The 16,646-nt window shown below is 70.7% G+C and carries 17 protein-coding genes; 5 read left to right on the top strand and 12 right to left on the bottom strand.

Annotated elements, in window-relative coordinates; genetic code table 11:
- Nucleotides 1–36: 36 nt before the first annotated feature.
- Nucleotides 37–1,728, top strand: a complete 1,692-nt coding sequence (locus tag AAHG03_RS03050; protein WP_342148688.1) for an acyl-CoA dehydrogenase family protein — start codon at nucleotides 37–39, stop codon at nucleotides 1,726–1,728.
- A 95-nt stretch (nucleotides 1,729–1,823) separates the two neighbouring features.
- Here AAHG03_RS03050 and AAHG03_RS03045 read toward each other — a convergent pair whose 3' ends face one another.
- The 5 genes from AAHG03_RS03045 to AAHG03_RS03025 are packed head-to-tail and all read right to left on the bottom strand — an operon-like array spanning nucleotide 1,824 to nucleotide 6,803.
- On the bottom strand, nucleotides 1,824–2,768 hold the full coding sequence (locus AAHG03_RS03045) for an ABC transporter substrate-binding protein (protein WP_342148686.1): 945 nt from the start codon (nucleotides 2,766–2,768) through the stop codon (nucleotides 1,824–1,826).
- A complete protein-coding gene (locus tag AAHG03_RS03040) occupies nucleotides 2,765–4,783 on the bottom strand; it encodes an iron ABC transporter permease (RefSeq protein ID WP_342148684.1) in 2,019 nt (672 codons plus the stop codon). Before AAHG03_RS03040 ends, AAHG03_RS03045 begins: the two co-directional genes overlap by 4 nt.
- A complete protein-coding gene (locus tag AAHG03_RS03035) occupies nucleotides 4,780–5,601 on the bottom strand; it encodes an ABC transporter ATP-binding protein (RefSeq protein ID WP_342148682.1) in 822 nt (273 codons plus the stop codon). Before AAHG03_RS03035 ends, AAHG03_RS03040 begins: the two co-directional genes overlap by 4 nt.
- A 24-nt stretch (nucleotides 5,602–5,625) precedes the next feature.
- Nucleotides 5,626–6,564 (bottom strand): TauD/TfdA family dioxygenase, encoded by a 939-nt coding sequence (locus tag AAHG03_RS03030; protein ID WP_342148680.1) that lies wholly within the window; start codon nucleotides 6,562–6,564, stop codon nucleotides 5,626–5,628.
- Nucleotides 6,565–6,587: 23 nt separating this feature from the next.
- Entirely contained in the window at nucleotides 6,588–6,803 is a 216-nt protein-coding gene (locus AAHG03_RS03025) for an MbtH family protein (protein WP_342148679.1), read from the bottom strand.
- A 436-nt stretch (nucleotides 6,804–7,239) separates the two neighbouring features.
- Between AAHG03_RS03025 and AAHG03_RS03020 the strand changes: the two genes are divergently transcribed.
- On the top strand, nucleotides 7,240–8,283 hold the full coding sequence (locus AAHG03_RS03020; protein WP_342148678.1) for a siderophore-interacting protein: 1,044 nt from the start codon (nucleotides 7,240–7,242) through the stop codon (nucleotides 8,281–8,283).
- Between the two features lie 140 nt (nucleotides 8,284–8,423).
- Complete coding sequence (locus tag AAHG03_RS03015; RefSeq protein ID WP_342148677.1) at nucleotides 8,424–8,630, top strand: hypothetical protein; 207 nt, start codon at nucleotides 8,424–8,426, stop codon at nucleotides 8,628–8,630.
- A 52-nt stretch (nucleotides 8,631–8,682) separates the two neighbouring features.
- Here AAHG03_RS03015 and AAHG03_RS03010 read toward each other — a convergent pair whose 3' ends face one another.
- The gene (locus tag AAHG03_RS03010; RefSeq protein ID WP_342148676.1) at nucleotides 8,683–8,889 is read right to left on the bottom strand and encodes a hypothetical protein; all 207 of its coding nucleotides are present in this window, start codon (nucleotides 8,887–8,889) and stop codon (nucleotides 8,683–8,685) included.
- A gap of 77 nt (nucleotides 8,890–8,966) precedes the next feature.
- On the opposite strand from AAHG03_RS03010, the gene AAHG03_RS03005 reads away from it, so the two are divergent.
- Nucleotides 8,967–9,971 (top strand): LysR family transcriptional regulator, encoded by a 1,005-nt coding sequence (locus AAHG03_RS03005; RefSeq protein WP_342148674.1) that lies wholly within the window; start codon nucleotides 8,967–8,969, stop codon nucleotides 9,969–9,971.
- A gap of 29 nt (nucleotides 9,972–10,000) precedes the next feature.
- Here the strand turns inward: AAHG03_RS03005 and AAHG03_RS03000 are convergent, their stop codons facing one another.
- On the bottom strand, nucleotides 10,001–10,489 hold the full coding sequence (locus AAHG03_RS03000) for a GNAT family N-acetyltransferase (protein WP_342148673.1): 489 nt from the start codon (nucleotides 10,487–10,489) through the stop codon (nucleotides 10,001–10,003).
- 155 nt (nucleotides 10,490–10,644) lie between these two features.
- Here AAHG03_RS03000 and AAHG03_RS02995 point away from each other — a divergent pair, with 155 nt between their 5' ends.
- Nucleotides 10,645–10,857: a hypothetical protein gene (locus AAHG03_RS02995; protein WP_342148671.1), complete on the top strand. Its 213-nt coding sequence runs from the start codon at nucleotides 10,645–10,647 to the stop codon at nucleotides 10,855–10,857.
- A gap of 45 nt (nucleotides 10,858–10,902) precedes the next feature.
- Here AAHG03_RS02995 and AAHG03_RS02990 read toward each other — a convergent pair whose 3' ends face one another.
- The 5 genes from AAHG03_RS02990 to AAHG03_RS02970 all read right to left on the bottom strand — a co-directional run bounded on the left by AAHG03_RS02990 (nucleotide 10,903) and on the right by AAHG03_RS02970 (nucleotide 16,637).
- Complete coding sequence (locus AAHG03_RS02990; RefSeq protein ID WP_342148670.1) at nucleotides 10,903–11,877, bottom strand: type II secretion system F family protein; 975 nt, start codon at nucleotides 11,875–11,877, stop codon at nucleotides 10,903–10,905.
- A gap of 219 nt (nucleotides 11,878–12,096) precedes the next feature.
- Nucleotides 12,097–13,068 carry a type II secretion system F family protein gene (locus tag AAHG03_RS02985; protein ID WP_342148668.1) on the bottom strand — a complete coding sequence of 324 codons (972 nt, stop codon included), beginning with the start codon at nucleotides 13,066–13,068 and terminating at the stop codon, nucleotides 12,097–12,099.
- Nucleotides 13,065–14,522 (bottom strand): CpaF family protein, encoded by a 1,458-nt coding sequence (locus AAHG03_RS02980; protein ID WP_342148665.1) that lies wholly within the window; start codon nucleotides 14,520–14,522, stop codon nucleotides 13,065–13,067. Before AAHG03_RS02980 ends, AAHG03_RS02985 begins: the two co-directional genes overlap by 4 nt.
- 67 nt (nucleotides 14,523–14,589) lie before the next feature.
- Nucleotides 14,590–15,834, bottom strand: coding sequence for an AAA family ATPase (locus tag AAHG03_RS02975; protein ID WP_342148664.1), 1,245 nt, complete (start codon nucleotides 15,832–15,834; stop codon nucleotides 14,590–14,592).
- A 62-nt stretch (nucleotides 15,835–15,896) separates the two neighbouring features.
- Entirely contained in the window at nucleotides 15,897–16,637 is a 741-nt protein-coding gene (locus tag AAHG03_RS02970) for a CpaD family pilus assembly protein (protein ID WP_342148662.1), read from the bottom strand.
- Between the last annotated feature and the right edge of the window lie 9 nt (nucleotides 16,638–16,646).

The raw sequence follows: 16,646 nt of genomic DNA, 5'->3' as shown, positions 1-16,646 counted from the left end.
AATAGACCTAACCCCTTCATCGCGAGAGAGTGAGACATGGCCGCTTCCCCCGCCATTCAGCCCGCCAACGATCCGCAGGATTTCGTCAGCCTCGCCAAGGACGCCGCCGAAGGCGCCAAGGCGCTCGTCGCCGAGGCCACCCAACGCGTGAAGGCGCGCGTCGCCGGCGCGGACGGCAAGCTCGACGCGGGCAAGCTGGAGCGCGAGCAGCACGCCACCCACGGTCTGGCGTGGCTCACCACCTACGGCGAGGCCGTGCGCGAACTCGCCGACTACGCCGAGCGCCTTCAGGGCGAGGGCGGGTTCGGCGAGACCGAGGCGCTGCTCGTGAAGATCGGCATGGGCGAGTACCTCGACCAGATGTTCTTCGGCATCCCGATGAGCCAGGGCGAGATGGTGCGCCCGGCGACCTCGCTCGGCTTCTCGGCCGCCGAACTCGCGGGCTTCCGCACCCCGGCCATCGAGACGATGGCGGCCGAGGGCAACACGGCCGAGAACCGCGCCGCGCTGGTGGCCAAGATTCGCGAGGCGACCCGCTCGGGCGCCGCCACCATCGGCGCGTCCGGCCTCGACGAGGACATGGAGGCGATCCGCTCCGAGATGCGCCGCTTCGGCAAGGCCGAGGTGGTCGATCAGGCCCACGAGTGGCACCTGAAGAACGATTACATCCCGATGGAGATCGTCGCCAAGATGGCCGAACTCGGCGTCTTCGGCCTGACGATCCCGGAGGAATACGGTGGCATGGGCATGCCCAAGGCCGCGATGTGCGTGGTCTCGGAGGAGCTGTCGCGCGCCTATATCGGCGTCGGCTCGCTCGGCACCCGCTCGGAGATCGCCGCCGAGCTGATCCTGTGCGGCGGCACCGAGGAGCAGAAGCAGCGCTTCCTGCCGGGCATCGCGTCGGGCGACATCCTGCCGACCGCCGTCTTCACCGAGCCGAACACCGGCTCCGATCTCGCGAGCCTGCGCACCAAGGCCGTCAAGGACGGCGACGTGTGGAAGATCTCGGGCAACAAGACCTGGATCACCCACCCGGTCCGCGCCGACATCATGACCGTGCTGGTGCGCACCAAGCCCGAGGAGAAGGGCCATCGCGGCCTCTCCATGCTGATCGCCGAGAAGCCGCGCGGCACCGACGAAGAGCCCTTCCCGGTCCAGGGCCTCACCGGCGGCGAGATCGAGGTGCTCGGCTACCGCGGCATGAAGGAGTACGAACTGTCGTTCGAGAACTTCGAGGTGCCCGGCGCCAACCTCCTCGGCGAGGTCGAGGGCAAGGGCTTCGCCCAGCTGATGCAAACCTTCGAATCGGCCCGCATCCAGACCGCGGCCCGCGCCATCGGCGTGGCCCAGTCGGCGCTGGACATCGGCCTGCGCTACGCCGAGGAGCGGGTGCAGTTCGGCAAGGCGCTGGTGGAGTTCCCGCGCGTGGCCGACAAGCTCGCCATGATGGCGGTCGAGATCAACATCGCGCGCCAGCTTACCTACTTCTCGGCCCGCGAGAAGGACGAGGGCAAGCGCTGTGACCTCGAGGCCGGCATGGCGAAGCTCTTGGGCGCCCGCGTCGCTTGGGCGGCGGCGGACAACGCCCTCCAGATCCACGGCGGCAACGGCTTCGCCCTGGAATATCAGATCAGCCGCGTGCTCTGCGACGCCCGCATCCTCTCGATCTTCGAGGGCGCGGCGGAGATCCAGGCCCAGGTCATCGCCCGGCGCCTGCTGGAGCAGTAAGTTTTTCGTACGACGGTGAAGAAGGCCCCGCCCGGTGTGTCCGGGCGGGGCCTTTTTGTATTTTCGGCGGCTCGATTGGCGATGGTGCGGGTCTCTCAGCCCGCCGCGGGCGCCCGCAGCAGCACATCGGTGATGCGGTTCGAGAGCCGCAGCGCCGAGGCCGGCCCCCCGAAATTCCAGATGTTGCGCTCGATCAGGCCGACGCGGCCCGCGCGCAGGGCCGGGACCCGTTGCCACGCGGCGCTGCGGGTCTTGGCGGCGAGCGGGATGTCGGGGCCGGTCGTGCTCACCAGCATCACGTCGCAATCGTCCAGCGCGAGGAGGTCCTCCGAGGTCAGCGGGCGCACGCCCTCGCGGCTGCGGTCGGGGGGCCAGAAGCGCAGGCCCAGCCGTGCGGCGAGGCCGGCCGAGAGGCTGTCGGCGGTGAAGACCCAGTAGGTGTCCTGGCCGCCCAACTCTTGGAGCACCACGAGGCGCCGTCCGCCGCGCCCGGCCTCCGCGAGGCGGGCGGCGTCGCGGGCGATGCCGGCGGACACCGCTGCGTCGGCGCGGCGGGCCTCGGCTTCGTGTCCGACGTAGCCGCCGATCATCGTCTGGAGCGTGAAGGCGGAATCGAGCCGCGTCGCGGGGGGGACGGGTTTGAAGTCGAGGAGCACGGTGGGCGCGATGCTCTCGAACACGTCGAAGAGCGGGGCGTGGCGGTAGGACACGCCGAGGATCAGGTCGGGCTTGAGCCGGGCGATGGCCTCCAGGCTCGGCTGCTGGCGGGTGCCGACATCGGCGACCTCCTTCAGGCGATCCGAGAGGACGCCGATCCAGCCGGGATAGAGTTTCGGGTCCGACATCCCCACCGGCGGGCAGCCGACGGCCGCGAGCATCTCGGCGAGGAGGAATTCCAGCGCCACCACGCGCCGGGCGGGCGCGGGCAGGACGGGGGAGCGGCGGAACACGAGGTCGCTCGCCCGTGCGGGCTCCGCCGCGAGGCCGGCCGCGGCGAGACCCCCGACGAGAAAGTCGCGACGCGATACCGAAAAAGTCATTGCGCGCTCTTTCGGCCGCGGGACATCAGCCAGAGGAAGTAGGGGGCGCCGATCAGCGCGGTGAGCGCGCCGGCCGGAATCTCGGTCGGGGCGAGCGCGGCGCGGCCGAGGATGTCGGCGGCGACGGTGAGGAGCGCGCCCAGCAGCATCGCCACCGGCAGGCGGTCGCCGTGGGCGTGGAAGCCGACGAGGCGGGCGAGGTGGGGCGTCAGCAGGCCGACGAAGGCGAGTGGGCCGACGACGGCGACCGCCGCACTCGCCAGCATTGCGGCGAACCCCAGCGCCAGGGCGCGCAACCAGCCGACATCGAGGCCGAGCCCGGCGGCCGCGTCGTCGCCGAGCGTCAGCAGGTCGAGGGGGCGGCTGAGGAAGGCGAGTGCGGGCAGGCCGACGAGGAGCCAGGGCAGCAGCGCGGCGGCGTCGGGCCATGCGCGACCGTAGGTGCCGCCGACGAGCCAGATCAGGGCGCGGGCGGGCTGGGCACTGGTCTCGACGATGACCGCGTAGGTGAGTGCGGCGAACAGGCCGCTAAAGGCCAGTCCCGTGAGCGCGACGGGCAGGGGCGCGAAGCGGCGGCGGCGGTTGATCGCGAGGATCACGCCGAGCGTCGCGAGCCCACCGCTAAGCGCCAGAGCGAAGGTCTCGGGCCGGCCGATCAGCGGCCACGCCAGCAGCCCGCACAGCGTGGTGAGCGCCGCGCCCTGCGTGACGCCCAACAGTTCAGGGCCCGCGAGCGCGTTGCGCACCACGCTCTGGAGCACGACGCCGCTTGCCGCCAGCATCATCCCGGCAATCGCCGCCACCGCGATGCGGGGGCCGCGGATGCCGAGGATCAGCGCGGCCTCCGGGTCGGTGCCGGTGAGCGCGGCGACCCAGCGGGCGGGGGGGAGCCACGTCTCGCCCAAGGCGAGGCCGAAGGCGGCGAGTGCGATGAGCGCGGCGAGGAGCGCGGTCGCCACGACGGCGAGCGAGGCGGCCCGGCCCGAGGCCGCGACCTCGCCGCGGTCGGGCGGGGTGAGCGCCCGCCCGCGCATGACGAGGACGAGCAAGATCGGCGTGCCGACGAGCGCGGTCGCGACCGCGGTCGAGAGCCCGGCCGACAGGCCGAGACCCGCCACCGCGCCGTCGGCGGCGATCAGCAGGCCGCCGCCGACGAGCGCCGAGAGGGCGACGAGGCTCCCGAACCGGCGGATGCCGGCCGCCCGCACGAGGTTCGGGGCGATGAGGCCGATGAAGCCGATGGGGCCGGCCAGCGCCACAGCGAAGGCGGTGAGCGCGGTGGCGACCACGACGCCCGCGAACCGCACCGGCAGCACCGCGACGCCGATGCCGGTGGCGGCGTCGTCCCCGAGCGACAGCGCTTCGAGGCCGCGCAGCAGGAAGGGCAGGGCGAGAAGCGGCGGCAGCAGCCACAGGGCGGCGTCCGTCAGGCCCTCAGCGCCGGGCTGGTAGAGCGCGCCGCCGCTCCACAGAGCGAGGCCGGCGATGTTCTGCTCGAACAGAGCGAGCGCGATGGTGAGGCCGGCCCCGAGCAGGAGGGCGCAGGCGCCGCCCGCGAGCAGCAGCCGCAGGGGCGGCGCGCGCCAGCCCCCGGCGGCGGTGAGCGCGAGCGCCGCGGCGCCGAGGCCGCAGACGAACAGCAGCGGCGGCCCCGAGAAGGCAGCGAGCGCCGGCACGGTGAGGCCGAGCAGCACGCCGACCTGCGCGCCCGCGGTGACGCCGAGCAGATCGGGGGCGGCCAGCGGATTGCGGGTCACCGCCTGGAACAGCGCACCCGCGGTGCCGAAGGCCGCGCCGGCGGCGAGCCCCGCGAGCACCCGTGGCAGCCGCAACTCCCAGAACAGGAAGCGGGCGGCCTCGGCCTCGGCGGGCCCTTGCGCGCTGGTCAGCGCGTGGAGCGTCGGCCACAGCCGGGCGAGCGACAGCAGCGCCACGAGGGCGGCGGCGATCAGGGCGAGGCGGAGGCCCGGCGCGGGCCGGGCCGGCGCCGGTCGGTCGGCGGCGAGCGCGGTCACGGGCGGGCGGGATGCGTCCGGCGCCGGGCCGGTGCGAAGGCGGGCACGCAGAGCGGCGCGGCGGAATCGGGATGGTCGAGCCGCCACATCTCGACGCCGTAGACCTCCGCCAGCGGCCCCGGCCGCAGCACCTCGGCGGGCGGCCCGTCGTGCAGGATGCGGCCCGCCTTCATCAGCAGCACCCGGTCGGCGAGGGCTGCGGCCTGATTGAGATCGTGCAGCACGCAGACGATGGTGATGCCGCGCTCGCGGTTGAGGTTTTTGAGCGCCAGCACCAGCTCGACCTGATGGCGCACGTCGAGCCAGGTCGTCGGCTCGTCGAGCAGCAGCACGCGGCATTGCTGGGCGAGCGCCATGGCGATCCAGGCCCGCTGCCGCTCGCCGCCGGACAGGGCCGCGACCTCGCGGGCGCCGTGATCGCGCAGGCCCGTCGCCGAGAGCGCGTCGAGGATGGCGGTGCGGTCGGCCGACGACAGCCCGCCGATCAGCCGGCGGTGGGCGTGGCGCCCGTAGGCCGCGAGTTCGAACACGGTGAGGCCCGCCGGCACCTCGTTGGCCTGGGCCAGCATCGCCAGCGCGCGGGCGCGCTCGCGGCGCTTCAGTTCGGCAAGCGGACGCCCATCGACCGTCACGGTGCCGGCCTGGGCCGGCTGCAAACCGGCGAGCGTGCGCAGCAGGGTCGATTTCCCGCAGCCGTTCGCGCCGCAGAGCGCGGTGACGCCCCCGGCCGCAATCGCCACGTCGAGCCCGTCGAGGACGCGCCGGGCCCCGTAGGCGACGGTGAGGCCCTTACCCTGAAGGATCGCGGCCCCGCTCATTCCGTCGAACTCATGCCGTCTCGCTCATGCGGCCCTGTTCATCCCGTGCGCCTCGGCCATGGCGACGACGACCTTGCGCGGGCCGGCATAGGGCTCGCGGCCGTGCATGATCAGCATGTTGTCGAGCATCAAGACGTCGCCCGCCTGCCAGGGGAAGGTCACCTTCTCGGCCTCCAACACGGCGCGCACGGCGTCGAGGTCTTCGTCGGGAATCGGACTTCCGTCGCCGAAATACACGTTGCGGGGGAGTTCGTCCTCCCCGACCGTGTCGAGCAGGACTTCACGCTCCACCTCGTCGAGGGCGGAGACGTGGAACAGGTGGGCTTGGTTGAACCACACGTCCTCGCCGGTGCGGGGATGCCGGGCCACCGCCTGACAGAGCTGGCTCGTGCGCAGCTCGCCGTCCTCCTTCCACGTGAAGTCGATGGCGTGGTCGCGGCAGTACGCTTCGACGGCGCTGCGATCCTCCGTGTTGAACACCTTGCTCCAGGGCAGGTCGAGGCCGTTGCCGAAGTTGCGCACGTAGCGCAGCCCCTTCTTGGCGAACTTTTCGCGGAGCGCGGGGTCGAGCGCCCGGTAGATCGCGCGGCTGTCGGCGAGCGGGGTGGCGCCGCCTTCGGGCGAGGCGGTGACGCAGTGGAACCAGATCCGCAGCGGCCAGTCGCGGGTGTAGGATTGCTCGTTGTGGAGCGGTATCTCGCGGTGGGCCGGGTACTCGGTCGAGGAATAGACCCCGCCCTCGACCTTGCTGCGCGGCGTCGAGCCGAACTCGTAGGACAGGAGCGGATGGCCGAAGCCCGCGGCGAATGCGCGGAACGCCTCGACGCTCTCGACCGCATAGCCCCGCAGCAGCGCGCCGCCGACGGTGCCGAGCGCGTCGCGGATCTCGCTATCGCGGGCTTCGATCGCCCGGATCAGCGGGCCGGTGCCTTCGAGCAGGACGGGCAGGGAGGGGGTGGGCATGGGCGGCCTCTTCGGGTTGGTTGTCAGGCGCGGGCGTCGGCGTCCATCGCCTCGCGCAGGCTGCGCGGGCGCATGTCGGTCCAGACGGTCTCGATGTGCTTGAGGCAGGCGGCCTTGTCGCCGCTGAACCCCTCCCGGCGCCAGCCCTCGGGGGTCGGCTTGAAATCGGGCCAGATCGAGTATTGCTCCTCGTCGTTCACCACCACGTGGAACAGGATGTCGTCGCGGTCGAAGCTCAAGGTCGCGGACTCCCTCCGGAGCGCCCGGTCGGGCCGGGGCGTGTCGGGAGGGGGACGAACGGGGGGCGGAGGAATTTAGGGGAAAGGGTTTTTGTGGCACGATGGCGCTCAGGGGTAGTCTGGAACAAGTATAATCAGCGGATTGAGCAGCATAAGACAGCATCACGTTGACGCTGCCGGAGATTACCCTCTAAACCCGGCGTCAATTGACCGCTGCGGTTTCCAACGCGATCCGTCATTGCGAGGCGGAGCCGAAGCAATCCAGCGCTCCGCATTGTCCGAGGAGGGCGCACACGGAGCCGTGTCATCGGCGCGGTCTCGCCTTCTCTGGGCATGTCGCGGCCTGGATTGCTTCGGCTCCGCCTCGCAATGACGGCGAGGAGCGGGGCGGACCGGCGCAAAAACTCCCGAAGCGCGGCCGAGGAGCCGATCCGCGATGCTGTTCTCCGAAGCGACGGTCGCGCTCGCCGATCCGCAAAGGCTCACGACCGACCTCGTTGAGCACCTCAGCGCCCACGACGTCGCCCACGCGCGGCACGGGGCTCGCGTCGTCCTGCAACTCGGCGCCGGCACCGGCAGCCTGGAGCCGGTGGGCGAGCGGTTGCGGGTACGGGTCGAGGCGCCCGACGAGGGCGGGCTGGAGATGCTGCGCGCGCTGCTCGCGGCCAACATCGTCGACTTCTCCGAGGGCGAGGAGCCCGTCATCGCGTGGTCGGGCTTTACGGCGGGCGCGCCCACCTTCGCGAACTTCCGCGAGTTGCAGCTGATGTCGAGCGAAGCGCTGACGCCGCGGCTGCGTCGCCTCACCTTCACCGGCCGCGATCTCGACCGCTTCGCCAGCGCGGACGACCTGCACGTACGGCTCTACCTGCCGCCGCCCGGCGTGACGCGGCCGGAATGGCCCCGTCCCGGTCCCGACGGGCGCACCCTGTGGCCCGAGGCCCCGAACTGCCCGGAGGTGCGCTACTACACGATCCGCCGGGCGAGCCCCGACACGGTCGCGATCGACTTCGTGCTCCACGACGATCCGGGACCGGGCGCGCGCTTCGCGGTCGAAGCCCGGCCCGGCGCGATCTGCGGCATCGCCGGGCCGATGGGCCGCGCGGCGCCGCCCGCCGCCTGGACCCTGCTCGCGGGCGACGAGACGGCGTTGCCCGCCATCGCCCGGCTGCTGGAAGCGATGCCCCGCCATGCCCGCGGCGTCGTGTTGATCGAGGCGGACGGGGCGGAGGCCGGCTATCCGCTGGCCGCGCCGGAAGGGGTGAGCCTGCGCTGGCTCGACCGGGCGCCCGAGAGCACGCTCGTGGCCGCCATCCGCGCCCTCGACTTCCCCGCGGGCGACGACCTCTTCGTCTGGGCCGGCTGCGAGGCCGGGGCCGCCCGTGCGCTGCGCAAGCACCTGCGCTCGGAGCGGGGCCTGACCCGCGAGCAGCACCTCGTCGTCGGCTACTGGGAGCGGGCCAGGGCGCCGGCTGCGTGAGAGCGCCGGCCGCTCGGCGACCTACGGTCGTATGGGCAGGGGCGGGTCGATCTGCTACGCAGCCAGGAGTCGTGACTGGGCGAGAAAGGCCCCGCCCCGGTGGGTCGATCCTTCGATGCGCGGAACGCTAAGCTAAAGCCATGCCCGACGCGCCTCCCCCCGTCCTCGACGAGACCGACGAGGCCGCCAGCGACCTCGAACTGCTCGGCATGGTGCTCGCGCAAGCCGAAGCGGCGATGCAACTGATCGATGCCGTCCACATGCCCCGGTCGCACGCCGCGCTGATGACGCTGCTCTCGCGGCTCGGCTACGAGATCGAGCGGGCCAAGCAGGCGCGGCCCGGGTAGCGGACCTCGTCCGGTCCCATGACCGCGACGGCGGGCTTGACGATCGATGGGCTCAGACCGTCCGCTTCGGGGCGGACAAGCCGGAGCCGCGCTCCGCTTCCAGCTCCCGCATCTCGGCTTGCACGGTCTCGACCAAAGCCAGCGCGGCGGCCCTGAGTTCGGGCGAACCGCGCTCCTCGACCAGCGCGTGGATCTTGACCGCGATCGCTTCCACCCGTGACGGCTCGTCCGCCGCCCGCGTCTGCTCCGGAATCGTCACGCTCGCACCTCGGGCCATGCGGTTGTCGCCGTGCGCGGATGCGGCGATGATCGGGAGCGCAGCGAGAATCGGAGCCCATGCACCTTTTTCAGACGGACGCCCGTTCGGTGTCGGGCTCCAGCCTCGACGAGCCGCGCCTGCTCAGCGGACACTGGGCCGAACTGCTCACGTTCCTGTCGGTGGCCAAGGCCGGCTCGATCACGCGGGCCGCCGAGCAGCTGGGGGCGAGCCGCAGCACGGTCAACGGGCAGATCCGGCGGTTGCAGGACGTGGTCGGGGCGCAGCTCCTCATCTCCAGCGCCAGCGGCATCGCCCTGACGCCGAAGGGCGAGGAACTGGCCAAGTCCCTGGCCCGGGTCGATCGCGACCTGTTCCTCGCGACGCGGCAGGCCGCCGCGCCGCGCGGCGTAGTGGAGGGCTCGGTCCGGTTGAGCTGCCCCGACGGCCTCGGGCTCATCGTCATTACGCCGGCCCTGCGCCGGTTCAGCGACCAGTATCCCGGCGTGCAGCTCCACCTGAACGCCCTGCAGAACTACCGCTCGCTGCGGGAGAACTCGACCGACTGCATGATCGGCTTCAGCCCCGACGAGCAGAAAGACGTCACCAACGTCCGGCTGGGCTGGCTGCATCTCGCGCCCGTCGCGGGCCGCGAGTACCTGGCCGAGCGCGGCATGCCGACGCTTGCCACCCTGCACGAGCACGACTTCCTCGACACCGAGAAATACGCCGCACCGGTCCCGCCCTGGACGCAGTGGCAGGACCTCGTGCGCCAGGGGCGCGCGACCCGTCACTTCTCGGACAACGCGATCATCTACGCCGTGATGGTCAAGGCCGGCCTCGGCATCGGCCTGCTCGCCAGCTACACGTTTCAGGAGCCGACGCTGATGCACGTGCCGCTCGGCCTGGAGATCCGCCTGCCGATCTACGCCTCGATCCTGACCGACCGCCTGCAGGACCGGTCGGTCGCGGTGGTGCGCGACTTCCTCGTCGATCTCTTCGCCGCGCAACCCTGGTTCGATCCGACCTTCACCGCGCAGATCGGCACGACCCATCCGGGGCTCGACCTCTTCCTGGGAAGCTGATCGAGGCCTGTCGTCGTCGGATCGGGCGGTCAGCCCAGCCATGTCGGCTGGTCCCACGCGCCCTCGACCCGGTAGAGCGTGCTGATGTCGCTCTCCATCGTGATGGCGTTCGCAGGCACGTCGAGCCGTTTGATCATCTCGATGCAGTCCTCGTATTCGGGACTGACGAGTGCGGGCTTGTCGACCACCTCGAAGCCGAGGAAGCGCCGCCAGACGGGCACGAAATTCGGGCCGGCATGGGTGATCAGCTTGTCGTAGCCCTTGCGGGCGACGTGGGCGAACACGTCCACCGACAGGCGCTTGAGCACCTTCGGCGAGCGGTAGGCCGGCCGGAACGCGGTCCGCTCGATCTTGGCGAAGTCCTGGAACCAGCGGATGCGCGTCGCGCCGATCGGCTCTTCGAGATCGTAGAAGACGAAATGCGTCGCCTGGAAGTCGTTGCCGTCGATGGCCTGCTTCGTCTTCAGACCTTCGCCTTCCATGAAGCAAATGCTGCGGATCAGGAAAGCATGCAGCAACTGTTCCTGCGTCGTGACGACCTCTGCATGCACCCGATTGTGCATGATCTGTAGTTGAGACGCGTCCATAACCCTTCCACAGCCATATCCGACGGCAACCTATCGAACGCCGGGATGGGCTGCGTAGTCGTGAAATCGGCGAGGGTGTCTCGAAAATGGACAACAGCGGTGAGGCGATCGAAACCCTGCAGACGTTGATGGCGCTCTGCCGGGAGGCGGCCGCGGAACATGGCGGCGACTACGCGGCGGCCTGGGCGAGCCTGCGCACGCGCATGCTTGCCCTGCCGAAGGAGCAGCGCGAGGAGATCGGCCTCGTCCTCAAGGACATCCTGCGCTTCGAGCCGCCGCCGACCCGAGGGTCGCAGTGAGGGGGCGCCGCCCCCTCGTCCTCCGCTCGTCGAATCCTGAAAAACCTACTTGTTCATCATCGAGTAGGCCTGGATGCCGGCGGGCGTCATGATGACGACGAACAGCACCGGCAGGAAGAACACGATCATCGGCACGGTCAGCTTCGGCGGGAGCGCGGCGGCCTTCTTCTCCGCCTCGTTCATGCGGGTGTCGCGGCTCTCCTGGGCGAGCACGCGCAGCGCTTGGCCGACGGGGGTGCCGTAGCGCTCGGCCTGGATCAGCGCCGTGGTCAGCGACTTCACCGGTTCGAGGCCGGTGCGCAGTGCGAGGTTCTCGTAGGCGACGCGCCGGTCGGGCAGGTAGGACAGCTCGGCGTTGAGCAGTGCCAGCTCCTCGGCGAGCACCGCCGATTGCGAGGCGATCTCCAGGCTGACGCGGCGGAAGGCGTTCTCCGACGACATGCCGGATTCGACGCAGATCAGGCACATATCGAGGGCGTCGGGCCAGGCCTGACGGATCTGCGCCTGACGCTTGGAGGTCGCGTTACTGAGATAGACCTCGGGCAGCTTCATGCCGAGGAAGGCCACCAGCAGCACGATGCCGAGGCGGATCATCAGCGGCTGGTCCAGCACCTCCAGCACGAACAGGTAGAACAGGGCCGCGAGCGTCGCGGCGGCGGGCGTCACGAGGCGGAAGAACAGGAACGCCGTCTCGGCGCCCGCGCCGCGATAGCCCGCCAGCACCAGCTTGGCCTTCGCCGTCTCGGTGCCGAGCCAGCGGGTGAGGTGGAGCTGCTCCACCACGCGCTTCATGTAGGCCTTGGGCTCGCTGCGAAGCGTCGCGCGGTTCGACAGGCGCTCGCGCTCGCGCAGACGCATCTGCTCGCGCTCGTCGCTGACGAGCTTCATCCGCTTGGCCAGCGTGTCCGTCTCGATCAGCGGCTGGACCAGCGTAAACACGGTCGCGGCGGCGGCGACGCCCGTCAGTACGGTGGCGAGGAAGCGCGGCTGAAGCGCCGCATCGACCATCTGATCCAGCATCGGTTTCCTCCCAACGCACTCGTTACGTGACGTCCGCCCGGTCCCCTCGGCCTCCCCGCCCTAGCGAGGCGAAGCCGAAACAATCCAGCGCTCCGAACCATCCGGATGGAGCACCCGCGGGACCGTTTCGTCGGCACGGTCTCGCCTTCTTCGAAAGCGTCGCGCCCTGGATTGCTTCGGCTCCGCCTCGCAATGACGGTGCGGTCGGCCCAAAAAATCTTAGACGTCGAAGTTGATCATCTTGCGCATCATCGCGATGCCGAGGCCCATCCACAGGGCGGAGGCCGCGAGCGCGATCTTGCCGATGGCGGTGGTCCACAGGAGCGAGATGTAGTCGGGGCTCGACAGGTAGGTGGTGAAGGCGACGATGAAGGGCAGGGCGGCGATGATGAACGCCGAGACCTTCGCCTCCATGCTCATCGCGGCGATCTTGCCGGCCATCTTCTTGCGCTCGCGCAGCACCCGCGACAGGTTGCCGAGCGCCTCCGAGAGGTTGCCGCCGGCCTTGGCCTGAATGCCGATCACCACGGCGAAGAAGTTCACCTCCGTGACGGGCACGCGCTCGTACATGCGCTGGATCGCCTCCGACATCGGCAGGCCCAAGGCCTGCGCCTCGTTGGCAACGCGGAACTCGGAGCGCAGGGGCTCCTTGGCCTCGCGCGAGATCATCCGCAGGCAGTCGCCGAGCGGGATGCCGGACTTGAGGCCGCGCACCACCACGTCGATGGCGTTGGGCAACTCGTCGATGAAGGCAGCGATGCGCCGCTTCTGCAGGTGCTTGAGCATCCAGGCCGGGAGGCCGAGCCCGCCGACGAACAGCCCCAGCAGGGCGGCGGGGAGGCTGCCCGAGGCGAGGAGCACGCCGAGGCAGAGGCCGAGGGCGATCAGGATGGAGACGACGTAATATTTCTTCCGGCTCCAATCGAGGCCGGCCCGGGCGATCTTCAGCTCCAGGGTGACCTTGGTGTTGCCCTTCTTGGCGTCGAGTTCCTTGAGGCTCTTGGCGACCTGTTCGCGGCGGCTGGCGGCGGTGGCGCGCTCGGCCACGACCGTGCGGCTCTGCCCCACGGCCTTGCGGCGCTGCTCGGCCCGGCGCTCGCCCGAGAGCAGCGGAACCAGCGCGACGTAGGCGACCGCGCCCGCCGCCACGGCGACGAGGCCGACGGCCAGGGGCAGGTTGAGCGCGCTCACGCCGCCTCTCCGTCGACGGCCGCCGCGTCGAGGGCTTCGGCCAGCGCCCGCTCCTCGCCGTAGTAGCGCGCCCGGTCCCAGAAGCGCGGGCGGCCGATGCCGGTGGAGCGGTGGCGGCCGATCAGGCGGCCGTTCGCGTCCTCGCCGAGGATGTCGTAGACGAACAGGTCCTGGGTGATGATGACGTCGCCCTCCATCCCCAGCACCTCGGTGATGTGGGTGATGCGTCGCGAGCCGTCGCGCATGCGCATGGCCTGGATGATGACGTCCACCGAGCCGGTGATCATCTCGCGCAGCGTCTTGGAGGGCAGCGAGAAGCCGCCCATGGTGATCATCGACTCGATACGCGCGAGGCACTCGCGGGGGCTGTTGGCGTGCAGCGTGCCCATCGAGCCGTCGTGGCCGGTGTTCATGGCCTGGAGGAGGTCGAACGCCTCCGGCCCGCGCACCTCGCCGACGATGATGCGCTCGGGCCGCATGCGCAGGCAGTTCTTGACGAGGTCGCGCATGGTGACCGAGCCCTGGCCCTCCAGGTTCGGCGGGCGGGTCTCGAGCCGGACCACGTGCGGCTGCTGGAGCTGGAGTTCCGCCGCGTCCTCGCAGGTGATGACCCGCTCGTCGTGCTCGATATAGGCGGTGAGGCAGTTGAGCAGCGTCGTCTTGCCCGAGCCGGTGCCGCCGGAGATGACGACGTTGCAGCGGACCTTGCCGATGATCTGCAGGATCTTGGCGCCCTCGGGCGAGATCGCGCCGAAGCGGACGAGCTGGTCGAGGGTGAGCTTGTCCTTCTTGAACTTGCGGATGGTGAGTGCCGGCCCGTCGATGGCGAGCGGCGGGGCGATGACGTTGACGCGGGAGCCGTCGGGCAGGCGCGCGTCGCAGATCGGCGAGGATTCGTCGACGCGCCGGCCCACTTGGCTGACGATCCGCTGGCAGATGTTCATCAGCTGCTGGTTGTCGCGGAAGCGCACGTTGGTGAGCTGAATCTTGCCCGACACTTCGATGAAGGTCCGGTCGGCGCCGTTGACCATCACGTCGGCGATGTCGTCGCGGGCGAGCAGCGGTTCGAGCGGGCCGTAGCCGAGCACGTCGTTGCAGATGTCGTCGAGCAGTTCTTCCTGCTCGGCGATCGACAGGACGATGTTCTTGAGGCCGATGATCTCCGAGACGATGTCGCGGATTTCCTCGCGGGCCGATTCGGCGTCGAGCTTGGCCAGCTGGGCGAGGTCGATCGCCTCGATCAGCGCGCCGAAGATCATGCTCTTCGTGCGGAAATACTCTTCCGACTTGTGCGGCGCGGGCGGCGCCGCCGGCGCGGGCTTGGGCGGCGGCGGCGCCTCGGGCCGCGCGGCGCGCGCCTCGTCCTGCAGGACGGGGGCGGGGGGCAGCGGCTTTCCGGCCGGCAGGACCGGGGCGGCGGGGGCCGCTGCGGCGGTGGAGCGTCGTCCGAACATGGCGCCGTGCGCCCTCAACTGACGGGAAGGGAGGGGGCGAAGGAGGGGGAGGGCGCGCGGGCCACGCTCACGAGGCCTTCTTGCGGCTCAAGCGGGCGAGCAGCGGCTCCAGGAGGTTGGGGCGCGACCGCTTCACCTCGGACCGGCCGGTGACGACGCCCGCGACCTCGGCGAAGATCTCCGCCGCCTTGGCGTTCGCCTGCACCTCGGCGATCATCTGGCCGTTGTTGGCCGCGGTGCCGAAGAGCGCCGGATCGAAGGGGATCGAGGCCTGGAGCGTCGCGTCGAGCGCCTTGGCGAACTCGGCCGCCGCGATCTCCGGGCGCTTGGGCATGCCGACGCCGTTGAGGATCACCCGCGCCTTCGCGTCGTTGGGCCGGTTCGCCTGGAGCAGGGCGAGCAGGTTCTTGGTGTTGCGCAGGGAGGCGAGATCGGGCGAGGCGACGATCAGGATCTCGTCGGCGGCGACCAGCACGCGCCGGGTCCAGGCCGACCAGTGATGCGGCACGTCCATGACGATGCAGGGCACCGCCGCGCGCAGCAGGTCGGTCAGCGCATCGAAGGCCGGCTCGGTCAGGTCGATGGTCCGGTCGAGGGTGGCCGGTGCCGAGAGCAGGCTGAGGTTGTCGGCGCATTTCGACAGCAGCCGGTCGAGCAGGTTGGCGTCGAGGCGCTCGGGGGCGAACACCGCCTCGGCTATGCCCTGCGGCGGGTCCTGGTTGAAGTTGAGGCTCGCCGTGCCGAAGGCGATGTCGAGGTCGGCGATCACCGTCGAGGTGCCGTGCTCGCGCGCCACCGTCCAGGCGAGGTTGTGGGCGACCGTCGAGGCGCCGACGCCGCCCCGCGCCCCGTAGACCGCGATGGTGCGCCCGACCGGCTTGGCGCCCGGCGCCGAGAACAGGTCCGACACCGCCGCGATCAGCGCCACGGGGGCGACCGGAGCCATCAGGTACTCGCTGACGCCGCGCTGCATGAACTGGCGGTAGAGCAGCACGTCGTTGACGTGGCCGACGACGAGGACCTTCGTGCCCTCGTCGCAGCACTCGGCGAGCTGGTCGAGGCATTCGAGCGGGCGCGACTTGGTGCCGACGAACTCGATCAGGATGACGTTGGGGGTCGGCGCGTGCCGGTAGGCCTCGACCGCCGCCGCGCCCCCGCCCATCTGCACCTTGACGTGCGCCTTCTGCATCCGCCGGTCGGAGACGATCCCCTCGATCATCGCCGCGGTCTCGGGCGTCTCGCAGAACGCCTGGATCGTGATCCGGGGCACCGGGGCGATCGTGCGGTCCGTGGCCTCGTGGTTGTCCGGCATGACGCGTTGTTCCGGTTCGAAGGAGACTTGTGACGGGACGGTGGGGCGACGCGGAGCCGCCGTTAATTCTTCACCTGTTCCTTGACGTTGGTCTTCCCATCCTGCCGCCAGTCGGTTGACGGATCCTTGCCCTGGCGCAGCTCGCCGATGTCGCGGGTGCGGCGGACCGTGTCGATGCGGCCCTCGGGGCGCCCGCGCACGAGATCGACCGGGTCGGCGACCTGGGCGGCGATGTTGGACTGCGTCGCGCAGCCGAGGTTCCATTGCGGCTCGTTCGACCAGTCGGCGCGGATGTCGCTCGTGCCGAGGTCGCGCGGCCAGAGCCCGCACTTGCTCGATACGTTGGCCTGCATCCGCTGGAAGGTGAGCCGGACCGGGGCGGCGAGCCGCGGGTTGGCGACCGGGTAGCCGTCCACCGCCCAGCCGCCGGGCGGGACGCCCATCTCGGCGCCGAGCCGGCGGATCGCCGCGCCGGTGCGCTCGACCGGGACGGCGAGCGAGGGCGCCACGCCCTGGGGCAGTTCTAGGGTGATGAGGCCGCGGCCGTAGCGGCGGTATTCGAGCAGGAAGGCCTCGATGTCGGCGGCTTGCCGCGGATCGATATGGCCGACGCCCGTGGGGAACACGTCGAGGGTGCGGTCGGCATCCGCCAGCACGATCGGATGGCGGGTGCGCACGTCGATCGGGTAGGTCGAGCCGGTGGTGGACACCCGGTCGGCCCGGCAGGCGCCGAGGAGGCCGGCCAGCACCAGCACGGAGACGGGAGCCAGTGCGCGGACGGGGAGGCGAGTGGGGGAAGGCATCGGTGGTTC

It is taken from the genome of Methylorubrum subtropicum, from assembly GCF_038442325.1.
In the GTDB taxonomy this organism is placed as follows: domain Bacteria; phylum Pseudomonadota; class Alphaproteobacteria; order Rhizobiales; family Beijerinckiaceae; genus Methylobacterium; species Methylobacterium subtropicum.
This window is presented reverse-complemented; position numbering and strand designations above follow the sequence as displayed.